The organism is Robiginitalea sp. SC105 (assembly GCF_014243345.1).
Lineage (GTDB): Bacteria > Bacteroidota > Bacteroidia > Flavobacteriales > Flavobacteriaceae > Robiginitalea.
Window position 1 is genome coordinate 1,681,633 of sequence record NZ_JACLZF010000001.1, and the last position, 15,902, is coordinate 1,697,534.

16 protein-coding genes are annotated in these 15,902 nt (G+C 55.4%); 8 read left to right on the forward strand and 8 right to left on the reverse strand.

Going from position 1 to position 15,902, the window contains the following annotated elements:
* Window positions 1-9: 9 nt before the first annotated feature.
* Window positions 10-783, forward strand: coding sequence for a S1/P1 nuclease (locus tag H7F20_RS07445; protein ID WP_185785471.1), 774 nt, complete (start codon window positions 10-12; stop codon window positions 781-783).
* Window position 784: 1 nt separating this feature from the next.
* Here H7F20_RS07445 and H7F20_RS07450 read toward each other — a convergent pair whose 3' ends face one another.
* The 3 genes from H7F20_RS07450 to H7F20_RS07460 form a co-directional block, all read right to left on the reverse strand.
* Window positions 785-1,069, reverse strand: coding sequence for a TIGR03643 family protein (locus H7F20_RS07450; RefSeq protein WP_185785472.1), 285 nt, complete (start codon window positions 1,067-1,069; stop codon window positions 785-787).
* 76 nt (window positions 1,070-1,145) lie between these two features.
* Window positions 1,146-1,739, reverse strand: coding sequence for an alpha-ketoglutarate-dependent dioxygenase AlkB (locus tag H7F20_RS07455; RefSeq protein ID WP_185785473.1), 594 nt, complete (start codon window positions 1,737-1,739; stop codon window positions 1,146-1,148).
* Window positions 1,736-2,608, reverse strand: coding sequence for an AraC family transcriptional regulator (locus H7F20_RS07460; protein ID WP_185785474.1), 873 nt, complete (start codon window positions 2,606-2,608; stop codon window positions 1,736-1,738). The genes H7F20_RS07455 and H7F20_RS07460 overlap by 4 nt, the downstream gene beginning before the upstream one ends.
* 203 nt (window positions 2,609-2,811) lie before the next feature.
* On the opposite strand from H7F20_RS07460, the gene H7F20_RS07465 reads away from it, so the two are divergent.
* The gene (locus H7F20_RS07465) at window positions 2,812-3,180 is read left to right on the forward strand and encodes a hypothetical protein (protein ID WP_185785475.1); all 369 of its coding nucleotides are present in this window, start codon (window positions 2,812-2,814) and stop codon (window positions 3,178-3,180) included.
* A gap of 137 nt (window positions 3,181-3,317) precedes the next feature.
* On the opposite strand, the gene H7F20_RS07470 is transcribed toward H7F20_RS07465, so the two are convergent.
* Complete coding sequence (locus H7F20_RS07470) at window positions 3,318-3,953, reverse strand: MOSC domain-containing protein (protein WP_185785476.1); 636 nt, start codon at window positions 3,951-3,953, stop codon at window positions 3,318-3,320.
* Window positions 3,954-4,119: 166 nt separating this feature from the next.
* A complete protein-coding gene (locus H7F20_RS07475; RefSeq protein ID WP_185785477.1) occupies window positions 4,120-4,473 on the reverse strand; it encodes a DUF6249 domain-containing protein in 354 nt (117 codons plus the stop codon).
* 117 nt (window positions 4,474-4,590) lie between these two features.
* Between H7F20_RS07475 and H7F20_RS07480 the strand changes: the two genes are divergently transcribed.
* A complete protein-coding gene (locus tag H7F20_RS07480) occupies window positions 4,591-5,175 on the forward strand; it encodes an RNA polymerase sigma factor (RefSeq protein ID WP_185785478.1) in 585 nt (194 codons plus the stop codon).
* Window positions 5,165-5,572, forward strand: a complete 408-nt coding sequence (locus H7F20_RS07485; protein WP_185785479.1) for a hypothetical protein — start codon at window positions 5,165-5,167, stop codon at window positions 5,570-5,572. Before H7F20_RS07480 ends, H7F20_RS07485 begins: the two co-directional genes overlap by 11 nt.
* A gap of 7 nt (window positions 5,573-5,579) precedes the next feature.
* On the opposite strand, the gene H7F20_RS07490 is transcribed toward H7F20_RS07485, so the two are convergent.
* A complete protein-coding gene (locus H7F20_RS07490; RefSeq protein ID WP_185785480.1) occupies window positions 5,580-5,936 on the reverse strand; it encodes a MauE/DoxX family redox-associated membrane protein in 357 nt (118 codons plus the stop codon).
* A 135-nt stretch (window positions 5,937-6,071) separates the two neighbouring features.
* Here H7F20_RS07490 and H7F20_RS07495 point away from each other — a divergent pair, with 135 nt between their 5' ends.
* Window positions 6,072-7,808, forward strand: a complete 1,737-nt coding sequence (locus H7F20_RS07495) for an alpha-glucosidase (RefSeq protein WP_185785481.1) — start codon at window positions 6,072-6,074, stop codon at window positions 7,806-7,808.
* 81 nt (window positions 7,809-7,889) lie between these two features.
* On the opposite strand, the gene htpG is transcribed toward H7F20_RS07495, so the two are convergent.
* Window positions 7,890-9,779 carry a molecular chaperone HtpG gene (htpG, locus tag H7F20_RS07500; RefSeq protein WP_185785482.1) on the reverse strand — a complete coding sequence of 630 codons (1,890 nt, stop codon included), beginning with the start codon at window positions 9,777-9,779 and terminating at the stop codon, window positions 7,890-7,892.
* Window positions 9,780-10,124: 345 nt separating this feature from the next.
* Between htpG and H7F20_RS07505 the strand changes: the two genes are divergently transcribed.
* A complete protein-coding gene (locus H7F20_RS07505) occupies window positions 10,125-10,787 on the forward strand; it encodes a TetR family transcriptional regulator C-terminal domain-containing protein (RefSeq protein WP_255444004.1) in 663 nt (220 codons plus the stop codon).
* Between the two features lie 7 nt (window positions 10,788-10,794).
* Window positions 10,795-12,105 carry an AarF/ABC1/UbiB kinase family protein gene (locus H7F20_RS07510; protein WP_185785483.1) on the forward strand — a complete coding sequence of 437 codons (1,311 nt, stop codon included), beginning with the start codon at window positions 10,795-10,797 and terminating at the stop codon, window positions 12,103-12,105.
* An 86-nt stretch (window positions 12,106-12,191) separates the two neighbouring features.
* On the opposite strand, the gene H7F20_RS07515 is transcribed toward H7F20_RS07510, so the two are convergent.
* Window positions 12,192-14,627: a prolyl oligopeptidase family serine peptidase gene (locus H7F20_RS07515; protein ID WP_185785484.1), complete on the reverse strand. Its 2,436-nt coding sequence runs from the start codon at window positions 14,625-14,627 to the stop codon at window positions 12,192-12,194.
* Between the two features lie 219 nt (window positions 14,628-14,846).
* Between H7F20_RS07515 and H7F20_RS07520 the strand changes: the two genes are divergently transcribed.
* Entirely contained in the window at window positions 14,847-15,854 is a 1,008-nt protein-coding gene (locus H7F20_RS07520; protein WP_185785485.1) for a 3-oxoacyl-ACP synthase III family protein, read from the forward strand.
* Window positions 15,855-15,902 lie beyond the last annotated feature (48 nt).

Consider the following 15,902-nt stretch of genomic DNA (forward strand, 5'->3'; position numbering starts at 1 on the left):
CAACCTCATATGAATCGCGTATTCCTCCTATTGCTCTGCCTGCCATTTTTAACACTGGCCAAACCTCCCGACTGGGGGCGCACAGGCCACCGGGTCATCGGGGAAATTGCCGAGAAACATCTCTCCCGAAAGGCGCGCAAGGCCATTGAACAGTTATTGGAGGGTGAATCCCTGGCCCGGGTCTCCACCTTCGCCGACGATATCAAATCGGATACGGCCTATCGCCGCTACAGTCCCTGGCATTATGTAAACCTGCCCCCGGACAAGGGGTACGGGGAGATCGCGCATTCCCCCCAGGGAGATGTCATACAGGGCATTGAAAAATGCATTGCCCTCCTGAAAGACCCGGGCAGTTCCCGGCCGGAACGCGTTTTCCACCTGAAACTCCTGGTCCACCTGGTTGGGGATTTGCACCAGCCCTTGCACGTAGGACGCTCAGAGGACAGTGGGGGTAACGACATCCAGCTCCAGTATTTTGACCGGGGTACCAACCTGCACCGCCTGTGGGATTCCGACCTGATCGAGGATTACGGGATGAGTTACAGCGAACTGGCAGGTACCCTGCCGCGCGTTAGCAGGAAACAGCTCCGGGCCATCCGGACGGGTTCCGTCCGGGACTGGGCGGCGGAGGTACAGCAGCTGGTCTACCGCGTGTACCCTTCCGTGGAAAAAGGGGAAAAACTCTACTACCGGTACCACTACGACTGGTGGGATACCGTGGAGCAGCAATTGCTCCGCGGGGGGCTGAGGCTTTCCGCCATCCTCAACGACATCTACGGGTAAACTACCTGCTTTTCGGGATGGCGTTCCCGCTGATGGCGCGCTGCCGGCTCGATTTAAAGCGCCGGACGCTTTTTGCGCGGAGTTTCAGGTGTTTGGTAGACCGACCCTGCACCCGTTTCCGCCACCTTTTGAAGCTCCCGGGTTTGAGTTGGGCGCGCATCAGAGAAATTACCTCCTGTTCGGAAAGACCGAATTGATAGGTAATGGCTTCGAACGGGGTGCGGTCCTCCCAGGCCATTTCGATGATCCGGTCCGTATCGGCCGGACTGAGCGTTTCCTTTTCCATGGTACAAAAATACGCATCCGGGGGATGACAGGGAAATTTGGGCCGCTCCCTGCTTGCTTAGCCGCCCCCTGTCCGCCTAATATATTTTACGAAAGGTCAGGTTGATCCTGGGCCCGATGGGCCGGCGTGTCTTGGGTAGCTGGTGGAGCCAGTGGTGCTGGGTCGCCCCGGCCATCAGGAGCAGGCTCCCGGGTTCCAGCAGCAACCGGACCCGCAGGTCCTTGCGCTGCCGGTGTTTCAGGTGGAAGATACGGGGACTCCCCAGGGAGAGGGAAGCAATGGCCGGGTTTTGGCCCAGTTCCGGTTCATTGTCTGCGTGCCACCCGTTGCTGTCCGAACCATCCCGGTACAGGTTGAGCAGGCAGGTGGTGTATTCCTGTCCGGTGGCCCCGGATACTTTTTCCAGCAGCTCCTGTAACAGGGGGGTGAAGGGATGGGGTTGCATCTCAATACCGGAATAGGAATAGGATTTCCCGTTATTCCCGTAGAGGGCGGTTAGCCGGGGCTGGGGGTAAGTCTTGCCAAAGATGCGAATCGGGTCCTGTCGCCAGGGGGTGTCCCGGTACAGGGTTTCAAAGCAGGCGCCGGCCTTTTCCGCATCCAGGAATCCCGCCTGGTAGCGGATGGTCGCGTCGGGGAGCTCCTCCAGTTCGGGTAACGTGGATTTCATCGCATCACGGTCTTCAGCTGGTTCCGGTATTCGGAAGGGCTCATACCTGTAAAGGCCTTGAAGGACTTGTTGAAATGGGAGAAGTTGTTGAATCCGCTTTCAAAGCAGATTTCGGTAATCGACATTTCGTTCTCCGAAAGCAGGTTGGAGGCGTGCACCATCCGGTACTCGTTCACAAACTGCACAAACGTCTTGTTGGTGACCTTTTTGAAATACCGGCAAAACGACGGGACGGTCATGTGCGTCAGGTCGGCCATTTCCTCCAGGGAGATGGGGTCCCGGTAATTTTCCTTGACGAAATTGAAAATGGTGTTGATCCGGTCGTTTTCCTTGGTCTGGGTTTCCACCGAGAGGTGGTCGGCGTTCAGTATCTGGAATTCCGAAGTGCTGCCCAGCTCATTGAGGATATTTAAGATGGCCAGCAGCCGTTGGAAATCGGATTTATATTCAAGGATTTCGATTTTCTCCCCGATTTTCTTTTTCGCATTGCCCGTAAAGGCAATCCCTCCCTTGGCTTTTTCAAAAAGCTGCCGGATATGGCGCATTTCGGGAATGGAGAAAAAATCGGATCCCAGAAAATCCGTTTTCATCTGCACCACAGATTCGCTGGTGTTTCCGGTGCAGGCGTCGGTAAATCCGCAATGCGGCATGTTGGAACCGATCAGGATCAGGTCCCCCTGGGTATAATAGGACACATGGCTGCCAATCTGCCGCTTCCCGTTGCCCCCGTTTACATAAACCAATTCGATTTCCGGGTGGTAATGCCAGACAAGGTTCTTATTGGGTTTGTGCGCGTCGAATTTCTGGTAGGTAAAGGACTGCCCGAAATCCGGTTCAATCGCTTCAAAAGCAGGTTTGAGTTTAAGCATATCCATTTATTCTATACTAAAGATACGTTGACCAATGTCCTGTGGACTATGCAAAATTACCCAAAACCTGTGGCATATTACCATTTTACAATTAATTAACACTAATTCATGTGAAAATAGCACATAAACTGGATAATGCCGTAGTAGTATTCCCGCAACATCCGCCCTAGATTTGCCTTGTGTAATTCAAAAAACAACCAGTTATGAAAAAAAATGTAATGACTATTTCCGCGGCTTTCCTGATGATAGCCGGAACTACAGTAGCCACGGCATCGGTTAACCCCGTGAAGCCGGTGGCCGGAATGATCGAAAAAATCGCCGATGCGGACCCGTATATGCGGAAGCACGGAGAGAAAGTATATCTCAACTACCTCAACCTCGAGGGGAATACGGTAATCGTCAAGGTTACCGACCAGGAAAACCGGGTACTCTATATAGAGCGCTTCAAGGATTCTCCGGTTGTCGAGAAGGCTTTTAACTTTGAAAGTGCCAAATCAGGTATCTACAAAGTTGAAGTAGAGGTAACATCAGGAGATAGAACCTATTCAGAATCCCTGAAAGTTGTCAGGTAATGGATGTTTAGTTTAGTTTGTTTAATTCGGGAAAGGGGGAGCACTTGTGTTCCCTCTTTTTTTTGGGGTGGTTCGGTAAGGGGTGACGGTCTGGGTCCCTGGTTTCGGTTTGCCGCGGCGGCGAACCGGTTCCCGGGCTACGACAGCCAGCGCATAAGCTGTTTCCGGGATTTTTCCGGCAGCACTTCCGTTTCAAGTGCCCGGGTGAGGAGCCGCTGATCCTTCTCCTCGCTGTACAACAACCGGTAATAGGCAGCAATATCCGGCGCCTTTTCATCGGAATCTATCAGCAGGAAAGGGTCCCGCGGGCGTACCCTGCCCGGTTCAAGGACTTCCCCGTAGGCCCCGGGTCTGCCCCGGTCGATGAACTTTTCAATGATCCCCTGGTCCCTAAAGCGGATACCCAGTTTAAAGCAGGGTTCCCGGGGCGTGGTAATACGGATGACAGCCCCACCCAAGCGATAGACGGCTCCCATTCTCAGGTTTTTTTCTTCCAGGCCCCGGATGGTGAGGTTTTCCCCGAACATGCCAAAGCCCCAGTCCGGCAGCGGGTAAAGCTGCTTCCAGTACGGGTATTCCTCCCCGGCGAACAGGTAGCAGGCCTTCAATTCGCCCCCGTGTACCTCCGGATTGCCGATCCGGTCTTCCCGTATCCCGGCCCGGTCCAGGAAAATCCCTTCTTCCCGGGGCTTTTTGTAGATGCCTGTTTGTTGTTCCCGCCCTTTCCAGCGTATGGTTACGAGGTTTGCAGTATTGGTGCTGAGGATTTCCATGGTAGTGCCACCAAGTTACAGGATTCCGGTGAAATTCCGGGCAGGGGCCTGCAATTTTACGGCCTGTCAGAGGAAGACCTGTCCGGGTTGGGAATGCAGGGAATAAAAAAACCGCCCGGGACCGGGCGGTTGATGCATTTGTGAAAGTGTTGCTAAAAAAAGGTCGTCAGGATTCCTTCTCGTCCATTTTTTTGGTGATAAAGAACCCGATAAGCAGGCCGGTACCCGCCAGCAGGAAGATGGATCCCGGCATGGCAATGTCGTCGTCCACCCCGCCGATCTGGGCAAGGCTTCCCCCGATCATCACCCCGGCCCCGATCCCCATCAGCAGCAACGCCAGGTTGAGGATCAGGATTTTCCATAGCGGTTGCGACGGGCGCTTCCCCTGTACAAAAATACTGGCATCGGCCCCTTTCTCGATCAGTGCCATGCGCTCCTTGTTCCGTGTTGAAAAGTAGAGGTAGGCAATCCCGAAGAAAACCGAGAACATTGTGATAAAAACGATAATTTCTCCTCCCATGATACTATTGGTTTTTGATTGAGTTTATACCCCATTGGACGGCACGGCTCGCGAAGAGGTTACAGAATCTTCGTAAATTATGTAACCCGGCACGCCTGCCGGGCGTCTAAAAGATACATGAGCCAACAACTTACCGACGGGGAATTGATCGAGCAGGTGCTCCATGGGCGGGAAAGCGCTTATGAAGTCCTGGTAGACCGTTACAGCCATATGGTATTTACCCTGGCCTGCAAAATGTTGCAGAACCGGGAACTCGCCGAGGAAACCGCCCAGGACGTTTTTGTCAAGGCCTATACCTCCCTGTCGGGATTCCGGGGAAACGCCAAGTTTTCGACCTGGCTGTATACGATCGCCTACCACCGCATCCTCGATGTGGCGGCCCGTGAGAAACGCCGCCAGCCCTACCGGTCGGATATTGTGCCGGAGGGCATGCCGCTCCGGGACCTGGAGGATACCTGGTCCCGGCTCATGGACCGGGAACGGGGCGAACTGCTCCGGGGGGCGCTGCAGGAACTGGCCCAGGAGGACCGCGTGCTGCTCAGCCTGCATTACCTGCAGGAGCAGTCGCTGAAGGAAATAGCGGGAATTACCGGTATCCGGCCCGGCACGGTTAAAGTGAAGCTCTTCCGCGCCCGGGAGCGGCTGCGGGACTTACTGTCGGCATCGGCCGGCTATCAAACACTCAGGGAATATGGACGATAAGCAACAAGAAGCAATTTACCGGAAGATCCTCAGGGAATCGGCCTTTGAAGAAGCCCCGCCCGGGTTTACCAGATCCGTCATGGACCGGATCCGGAAGGAAAAGACCGTTCAGGTGCAGGCCCCGCTCATTTCGGGCAAGGTTTGGGCCGGTATTGCTGCCGGCGTGGCGGGGTTGGCGCTCTGGGGGATGACCGCGTCGGGGGGCTCCGGGGAAGCCCCCGGATTTATCGGCTACCTTTTTGACAGGTCAGCGGCCCTGCGGATCCCGAAGATGGGCTTCCCGGAACTCCCCGAGCTACCGGCACCCTACCTATACGGGGTCGGATTCCTGCTGGTATTCGCCATTTTCCAGATGGCATGGGTGAAACGGTACCTGGACAGCCGCTATTCACTGTAATACCCGGTTAGCCCAGATAGACATACGCCCAGTAGACCAGGCCAGCCTGCAAGGGGAGACGCAGCCAGAGTAACCACCCAGGCAACCCCCCCGCTGCCCGCTTGTCCCTCAGCATGTGGATGTGGACCGGCAGGAACAGCACAAGCATCGCCATGATCGCGTAAAGGGCCGGGTCCTTCGCATGCGGGAACAGGAGGGCAATGCCCAGGCCTGCTTCCAGGACCCCGCTTCCCCAAACAGTAAATCGTTTGAACGGTATCCAGGGGGGGAGGATCCTGCCATATACCCTCGGGAAGATCCAATGTGCAAATCCGGCCACCACGTACATGCCGGCCATCAAGTAATAATGCCATGAATAAGCCATGGGGGTAAGATACCGCTTTTACCCCGGGTATGGGCTCTTCGGGTTCCCGGTTTCCCAATTGGCCCGAAAAGCCATGGAGTTCCTTTCGGTTCGCGGAATATCCTTATCTTTTTGGGTATCCGAAAATACCGCGTTATGAAAAACTACCTCATCGTCCTTTTCGCTCTGCTGCTGGGGGTTTCCTGCGGGGAAACACCCGAAAAGGCACCGCCGGCAATCGCTGGCAAAACCTGGTGGAAAGAAGCGGTCATCTACCAGCTGTACCCCAGAAGCTTCAAGGATTCGGACGGGGACGGGGTGGGGGACCTCAACGGGATCATCCAGGAACTCGACTACCTGCAAAGCCTGGGGATTACTGCTATCTGGCTGAACCCCATCTACTCATCCCCCAATGCAGACAACGGGTACGACGTCAGCGATTACAGGGGCATCATGGAGGAGTTCGGGACGATGTCGGATTTTGACCGGATGCTGCAGGGTATGCACGAGCGCGGGATCCGCCTGATCATGGACATCGTGGTTAATCACAGCAGCGAGGAGCACCCCTGGTTCCTTTCGGCCAGGAGTTCCCGGGACAGCCCGTACCGGGACTATTACCATTGGTGGCCTGCCGAAAAAGGTGTCCCCCCTTACCGGTACAGCCTCTTCGATGCCACGGGCAACGCCTGGAAATTCGATTCCGTGACCAATGCCTATTACCTCCACTATTTTTCGGCCCAGCAGCCGGACCTGAAATGGGAAAACCCGGAGGTGCGCCAGGAAGTCTATGACATCATGACCTTCTGGGCGGAAAAAGGGGTGGACGGTTTCCGGCTGGACGCCTTCCAGTTCGCCGCCAAGGATACCACCTACCCCGAATTCCCCGAGGGCTTCGAGAAGGATTTTATCCAATACTACGCCATGCAGGACGGTTTGCACGGTTACCTGAAGGAAATGAACCGGGAGGTCCTGAGCCGGTACGATGTTATGAGCGTTTCGGAGGGGGCCGGTCGGAACTTTGAGGATGCCCACATGCTGGTGGATGCGGATCGGGAGGAACTCGACATGGCCTATGCGTTCGAAGGGGTGGACATCCCGAAATACGAAGGGTACGACCTGGATACGATGAAGGAGGTATTTGGCCGGTGGGATGCGGAGTTCGCAACCCAAGGATGGCTTTCCATCTTCCTGGCCAACCACGACCAGGCACGCATGGTCAGCCGCTGGGGAGATGACCGGCCGGAATTCCGGGATGCCTCTGCCAGCCTGCTTAATACGTTTATCCTCAGTATGCGGGGGACGCCCTACTGTTATTACGGGGACGAATTGGGCATGACCAACATGGATATGGACAGCATTTCGGAATACAACGACATCGCGGCAATCAACGGCTATGAGAAGGCCCGGTCGGAGGGGGCGGATATGGCGGCATTCATGGAACGCCTCAATTTCACCTCCAGGGACAATGGCCGGACCCCCATGCAGTGGACCGATGGCCCCCATGCCGGTTTTACAACCGGGGAACCCTGGCTGCCGGTCAACGAAAACAAAGACCGGATCAATGTCGCCCGTCAGGATACCCTGCCTGGTTCCGTACTGAACCATTTCCGAAAGCTCACCCGCCTGCGCAGGGAGAGCGACGTGCTCATCTACGGGGCCTATGAGCTGGTGGATGCCGGCAACCCGGATATATATGCATATACCCGTTCCCTGGGGGATGAGCAAGTGCTGGTCTTATTGAATTTCAGCTCTGAAGCGGCAGGTTATAGCTTGCCCGGCAGCCTGGTTCCCGGAAACCGGCTCATCGACAACTACGACCCGGATGCAATGGCCCCGCTGGATGCCGGGACCCTGCGCCCGTGGCAGGCGGTTATCTGCAAGTTGGGAAGGTAGTAGCTGGCGGCCATCTGTCAGGTAGGGCAAAAAAAAGCCGCCCGGAATTCCGGGCGGCTTTTTTCGAAGGTCCGGGCCGGATTATTTGACCATTTCGTAACTCCGCCGGATAAAGGCGGTAAGCGCCTCTCCCTTGAGCAATCCCTTGGATAGCCGCGCCAGGTCCAGGGACTGGGAAATGAGGCGGCTACGCTTCTTGTCTGTTTTTGTGCCGAGGATTTCCCCCACCAGCGGGTGGTTCGTATTGACCACAAGGTTGTAGAGTTCCGGCATGTTGCCCATGCCGAACATGCCCCCGCCGGTCTGCTGCATCTCCTTCATGCGCCGCATGAACTCGGGTTCGGTAATCACAAAGGGTGCCTGGTCGCTGTCCATGGCCTCCAGCTGGACGGTATACGGGCTTTTTTCGCCCAGCACCTTTTCGATCTGCCCTTTGAGGGTTTCCTGTTCCTTATCCGACAATTTGGAGATGGCCGGTTCGTCCTTCCGGATCAGTTTGTCCAGGTGGTCGGCATCTACCCGTGCAAAGGAGATATCCTCCTTGCTGGTTTCGAGTTTCTGCATCAGGTGGGAAACGATCGGGCTGTCCATCAGGAGGATCTGATACCCCTTGGCCCGCGCGGCTTCAATGTATGCATGCTGCGCCTCGGTGTCCGAGGCATACAGCAGTACCCGCTTGCCATCCTTGTCGGTCTGGTGGTCTTTTACCTTTTCGATGAGTTCGTCAAAGGTGAAATAGTCGCCGTCCACCGTTGGGTAGAGTGCGAATGTATCCGCCTTTTCAAAAAATTTCTCATCTGAGAGCATCCCGTATTCGATGACGATCTTGATGTCGTTCCACTTTTCCTCATAGGCTTTACGGTCGTCCTTGAAGAGAGAGGCCAGTTTGTCGGCCACTTTCCGGGAAATATAGGAGGATATCTTTTTGACTGCCCCGTCGGCCTGCAGGTAGGAACGGGAGACGTTCAGGGGGATATCCGGGGAGTCAATCACCCCGCGCAACATGGTAAGGAATTCCGGTACAATACCCTCGACGTTATCCGTAACAAATACCTGGTTCTGGTAAAGCTGGATGCGGTCCTTCTGCAGGTTGATGTCCCCGGTCAGTTTGGGGAAGTACAGGATGCCGGTCAGGTTAAACGGGTAATCCACATTCAGGTGAATGTGGAAAAGCGGTTCCTCGAACTGCATCGGGTATAGTTCCCGATAGAATTTTTTGTAGTCGGCCTCCTCCAGATCCGTGGGCTTCTGGGTCCAGGCCGGGTTGGGGTTGTTGATGATGTTGTCCACTTCCCGGGTTGGAGCCGGATCGTCTTCCTTGGCGCCTTCCGGTTTGGGCAGGGTCTCTGTGCGGGTGCCGAATTTAATGGGCACCGGCATGAATTTGTTGTATTTGACAAGGAGTTCGCGAATGCGCGCCTCTTCCAGGAATTCCCGGGAATCTTCGGCAATGTGCAGGATAATTTCGGTCCCCCGCTCCGTCCTTTTGCCTTTTTTGATGGTGAATTCCGGATTGCCTTCGCACACCCAGTGGACGGCGGGGACGTCCTCGCGATAGCTTTTTGTCAGGATCTCAACTTTTTCGGCCACCATAAAGGAGGAGTAAAACCCAAGGCCGAAGTGGCCGATGATTCCGGCCTCCTTGCCGGCCTCCTTATACTTGTCCAGGAATTCCCCTGCGCCTGAAAAAGCGACCTCGTTGATGTATTTCTCCACCTCATCCTTACTCATCCCGATCCCCTGGTCGATGATGTGCAACTTGTTCCCCTTCTTGTCGATTTTCACTTCGATAAGCGGATTGCCGTACTCCACTTCGGCCTCGCCGATGGAGGTCAGGTGTTTCAGTTTGAGGGTTGCGTCCGTAGCGTTGGAGATCAGTTCCCTCAGGAAGATCTCATGATCGCTGTACAGGAATTTCTTGATCAGCGGGAAAATGTTGTCGACGGAAACATTAATCTTACCAGATGCCATTTTTCTAAGTTTTGATATTCCAGTACTCAAAAAAAATACCAACCTGCCAGGAAGTGACAAACTGACACAAATACCTCACATCTTGTCAAGAATTCATTTTTAACAAATTTTTGTGTTTAAAAAAGAACAACATAAGTTAAACGTTATTATATTTGAATGATTGCTTTCAAAAATGCTATGAAGAAGCACTTTGAATCAGTAATCAGTTTGTTTATTAATTGGTTAGGTTGTTTGAAGAGCGCGCTTTCAATTTTGAAGGCGCGCTTTTCTTTTTGCTATTTACAGTAATCTTAACACATAAAATGTCTTACAAATAGTAAATTTGTATAAACAAAAAATACTTTCATGAGTGCAGCGAAAAAGAAGGCACCTTCCCTGAATCGTCAAAAGGTTTTTACCGCATATATGACTTCCGTACTGGAAACAGGGCAGTTCCCGGCATCCGTATATAAATTCTGCAAGGAACTAGAGGTCGAGGAGTCTGAATTCTACCAGCTGTTCGGATCCCTCGAATCTGTCAGGGAACAGGTCTGGACAGAATTTTATGACCAAACGATCGGGCGCATCCAAAAGGACAAGAACTATGAAAGCTACTCCAACCGGGAGAAGTTCCTGAGTTTTTTCTATACGTTTTTTGAGATGCTGGCGCTCAACAGGTCCTATGTCCTTTTTGTCCTCGGGTCCGAGCCCAATCCGGCCCGGCAGTTACCCCAGCTGAGCGGGCTGCGGAAAAAAGTGCGGGGATTTGCCCGGGTCCTTATCGAAGAAGGCAATGAACAAAAGCAATCCCGGATCACCCAGCAACAGCCTGCCCTCTTTTCCGAGGGCGCCTGGGTACAGATGTTGTTCCTGCTGCGTTTCTGGATGAAAGACGATTCCGCCGGTTTCGAGAAAACGGATGTGGCCATTGAAAAATCTGTCAACACGATCTTTGACATCTTCGACAACACCCCCCTGGAACGGATTCTGGATTTCGGCAAATTCCTGTATAAGGAGCACCAGTCCTGAAACAACTATGAAAACACTCGACCACATACCCGTTACCAAGATGGAACGCGCCGGGAAACTGGTGCAAACCGGGGTCAAACTGGGGGGCAACTACGTCAAATATTACGGCAAGAAACTCGTAAACCCGGCCATGGACCGGGAGGAACTGGATGCGGATAACGCCCGCGACGTCTATGACGGGCTCAAAAGCCTTAAAGGAAGTGCCCTGAAGGTGGCCCAGATGCTCAGCATGGAGAAAAACCTCCTTCCCAGGGCCTATGTGGAGCGTTTCTCCCTGGCGCAGTTCTCCGTACCTCCCCTGTCGGCCCCCCTGGTGCGGAAAACCTTCCGAAACTATTTCGGGGACTACCCGGAGGCGCTTTTTGACCGGTTCGAACCCGATTCGGTAAATGCGGCGAGTATTGGCCAGGTGCACCGGGCCTGGAAGGATGGAAAGCCACTGGCTGTAAAGATCCAGTACCCCGGCGTATCAGACAGTATCAGCAGCGACCTGGCCCTGGTAAAACCCATTGCCCTGCGCATGTTCAACCTGAGTGGGAAGGATTCGGACAAGTATTTCAAAGAAGTGGAGGAGAAGTTGCTGGAAGAGACGGATTACCTCCTGGAACTCCGGCAAAGCCAGACCATCACAAGAGCTTGCAGCCATATTACAGGGATGCAGTTCCCGGAATACTACCCTGAGTGGTCCTCCGAGCGCATTCTGACCATGGATTGGATGGAAGGCGAGCATTTGGGGGTTTTTACCAAAAAAACCTTTGACAGGGCCACTGGCGACCGGCTCGGACAGGCGCTCTGGGATTTTTATATGTATCAGATCCACGGGTTGCGAAAAGTTCACGCCGACCCCCATCCGGGAAATTTCCTGGTCGGGGGGGATGGCGGGCTGATCGCCATTGATTTCGGGTGCATCAAGGAGATCCCGGATAGTTTCTATACCCCGTATTTTGAATTGGCCCTGAAGGAGAATATTGAAAATGACGACATCCTTACCCGGAAGCTGGAGCAGCTTGAAATTCTGACCCCCTCGGACAGCCCGGAGGAACTCGCCTATTTCAAGGCGTTGTTCCGCGAAATGCTGGAATTATTCACCAGCCCTTTCAACGGGGAAGTGTTCGATTTCTCCTCGACGGAGTTCTGGGGGCGCATCGCCGATCTGAGCCAGCGGTATTCCCGGGACCCCCAGATCCGGAAGATGAATGCCAGCAGGGGTTCCCGCCATTTCCTGTATATCAACCGCACCTTTTTCGGACTGTACAACCTGCTTCACGACCTCCGGGCCCGGGTACGGGTCAACGACTACCGCAAATACCTAGACTAGGCAAGCCCTGACAGGGCAAATGGCAGCCTCGTTATGGGAATATCCCCGCCTGCGCCGTCAGCTTTCCGATCCAGGGGGTCCGGCCGCTACCGCTTGCCTGCAGGGTCTGCCAGGCCGGGCTTCAGGTATTTTTCCAGCCAGCGGTCCTGTTCCCAGAGCAGGTGCAGGATGCTTTCCTTGGCGCGGTATCCGTGGCTCTCCCTGGGCAGCATCACCAGGCGGACGGTGGCCCCCAGCCCTTTCAGCGCATTGAAATAGCGCTCGCTCTGCATGGGGTAAGTGCCCGAATTGTTATCGGCTTCCCCGTGGATCAACAGCAGGGGGGTCTTCATTTTGTCGGCGTGCATGAACGGGGACATGGTGTAGTAGACCTCAGGGGCCTCCCAGTAATTCCGTTCCTCGCTCTGGAAGCCAAAGGGTGTCAGGGTCCTGTTGTAGGCGCCGCTGCGGGCGATCCCTGCGGCAAAGAGGTCCGAGTGGGACAGCAGGTTGGCCACCATAAAGGCCCCATAGCTGTGCCCTCCCACGGCTACGCGGTCCCGGTCAATATAGCCCATGGCGTCCACCGCATCAATGGCTGCCCGGGCATTGGCTACTAATTGTTTGCGGAAGCTGTCATTGGGCTGTTCCTCCCCTTCCCCGATGATCGGGAAGGCGGCGTCGTCAAGCACCACATAGCCCCGGGCAACCCAGTAGATGGGGGAGCCCCAGTAAGGGTAGGTGAATTCATTTGGATTCTGTGTATTCTGGGAGGCACTGTTCTTGTCCTTGAATTCCCGTGGGTAGGCCCAGAGGATCATCGGTTTCTTCTCCCCCGAGGCCGGATCGTATCCCACCGGGAGGTACAGGGTCCCGCTGAGTTCCAGCCCGTCTTCCCGCTGGTAGGTGATTACCTCCTTGTGGACTTCCTGCAGGCTTTTGAAGGGGTTTTCGAAAAAGGTAAGCTGTTCGGGCCCCCGGCGGCGCACCACACTCCGGCTGTAGTAATTCGGGTAGTCGCTGGGGGACTCGATCTGCACGACCAGTTCGTCTTTTTCCGGCTTGTAGTCGATCAGGGTTTCCTTCCGGTCCTGCAACCGGGACTCGTAAAGGCGCGTGGTTTTCGCGGTTTCCAGGTCCATCCTGTCCAGGAACGGGAACTGCCCCTCTTCGGAATATCCGTCGCCGAGGAGGAAGGCCCGGCCGTTGCGGTCCAGCGCCAGTACCTGCCGGTTCATTTCATTGCGGCGGGTTACGAAGTCCCCCGGGTCGCTGTAACGGTCCTGGTAATTTCGGTCGAACAGCAGGGTGGGGGCTTCCGATGGGTCCGAGGGGTTGAAAAGATAGGTTTTGGTATTCCGGTCGTTCCACCAGTAATCACTGGCAATGGCCATCTTATCGGTTCCCCAGGTAATGCCGCTGAAGCGGTTCCGGGTTTTCAAAAGGGGCTTGCCGGGGCCGTCAAAGGGAGCCTCAAGCGTATATACCTGATCCCTGAAAGGCACTTCCACGGCCGGGTCCCCGCCGTCCAGTGCCTCCGCATACACGAGGGTGGCCGGTTGGTCGTCCCGCCAGCTGAGGTCGCGCATGCCGGTACGCTCGGCCATAAAACCTTTGGGAAGGTCCTCGATGAGCGGTACTTCCAGTACGGTCCGTACCAGGTCACCCTGGCGGGTATAGATCGCAGTCCGGGAAGGGAACCGGCTGTAGGGTACCAGGTAGGAAAAGGGCTTTTCCACGGTCACCACCATGACGTAATTCCCATCCGGGGAAAAACTGATCGTCCGGTACATGGCAGCATCCAGCCAATCCGAAACCGCGCCGTCCAGGGTAACCCGCCGGAGTTCGGAGCGAGCAAGTTGTTCAAAATTGAAGGCGTCGTCCGGGTTCTTGATCAGGTCCTGGTAGGTCCGGTTCTGGGCTTTTTTACCGTCGTTGGTGGCAATGGTGGGGCCCGAAGGAACTTTTTCGCTCCGGTCGATCAGCGCTTTCCGGTCGGCTGGCAGGGACTTCACAAGCAGGGATTGGCTGTCGCCGAACCAGTTGATGACATCCCGGAGGTTCGCGTTCAGGTCGGGTCCGGTTAGCTTCCGGGCCATCGCGCTGCCCAGGTCCACGACCCAGAGCTCCGCTCCGGAGTCTGTGGTGTGGGTCATTGCGAGTTTCTCCTGGTCGGGGGAAAGGCTGAAATCGGAAAGGCGCGGTTCCTCCGGCAGGCCGCTGACGGGCCTTGCGGTGGTTTCCCCGGGAACCTGGATTTCCAGGTTGTTGTAAAAGGTGGTGCGACTTCCCGTGTTGGTCATCGGGTTGATCCGGAGCCCGGCCAGTCGCAATTCCGGCTGTGACAATTCGGCGATGGTCTTGTAGGCGCTCCGGTAGAGGAGTACCATATAATCCCCGCTATCGGTCAACCATACATAGGGCGCCAGGGGGGCGTTGACCAGTTCCAGGATCTCTTCGGGGGGTTGCTGGTATTCCAGCTGGTCCTGCCCGGCTACCGGAAACAGGCAAAGGAAGGCGATAATGGCAAACAAATTTCTCATAGCGCAGTAGTTTTTGGTTGAAACAGGGTGGGCCCGGGGGTACCGCCTGCCCTCCTGAGGATTCAAAAAGACGCCCTTAAGATACTAACTTCTGACCAACCGGCAGTCCCGGCAGACAGCCTGCAACTTTTTCTCCGGGATTTGGGCAAAAAAAACAAATATGGGTACCTTTACCTGCTGTCCCCGCCCGGACAGCTTCCAAACTAAACGGCATATCTCATGTACAATTCAAAGATTACCGGTCTTGGGTTCTATGTACCCGAACAGGTCGTTACCAATGAAGATCTCTCAAAGAAAATGGATACCAGCGACGCCTGGATCCGCGAACGGACGGGCATCGAATCCCGCAGGCACGTGGTCCCCGGGGAGGACACCACCACCAGCATGGGGGTCAAAGCCGCCCGCATTGCCATCGAGCGGGCAGGGATCGACAAGGACGAGATCGATTTTATCGTATTTGCCACGCTGAGCCCGGACTACTATTTCCCCGGTCCGGGGGTTCTGGTACAGCGGGACCTGGGGCTTCGCACCGTTGGGGCGCTGGATGTGCGCAACCAGTGTTCCGGGTTTGTCTATGCGGTTTCGGTGGCCGACCAGTACATCAAATCGGGCATGTACAGGAATGTCCTGGTGATCGGATCGGAACTTCATTCCAAAGGCCTGGACATGACCACCCGCGGCCGGGGCGTCTCCGTGATCTTCGGGGATGGGGCCGGGGCGGCAATCCTCAGCCGGGAGACCGATCCAAAAAAGGGGATCCTCTCCACCCACCTGCACAGTGAAGGCCAGCACGCAGAAGAGCTGGCAGTTACGGCCCCCGGCATGGGAAAACGCTGGGTAACCGATATCCTGGCGGATGCCGACCCTGAAGACACCTCATTTTACCCGTATATGAACGGGCAGTTTGTCTTTAAGAATGCAGTGGTCCGCTTCAGTGAGGTGATCCGGGAAGGCCTGGCTGCCAACGGGCTGGAAACCGCGGACATCGATATGCTGATCCCCCACCAGGCCAACCTGCGGATTTCCCAGTTTATCCAGCAGAAATTCGGGCTCTCCGACGAACAGGTCTACAACAACATCATGCGCTATGGCAACACCACGGCGGCAAGTATCCCGATTGCGCTCACCGAGGCCTGGGAAGCAGGCCGGATCAGGGAGGGGGACCTGGTGGTCCTGGCAGCCTTTGGCAGCGGGTTTACCTGGGGCAGCGCCATCATCCGCTGGTAGCGGTCGGCCCGGCCCCTATGCCGATGCCGGGAATACTCGTAAAACAGA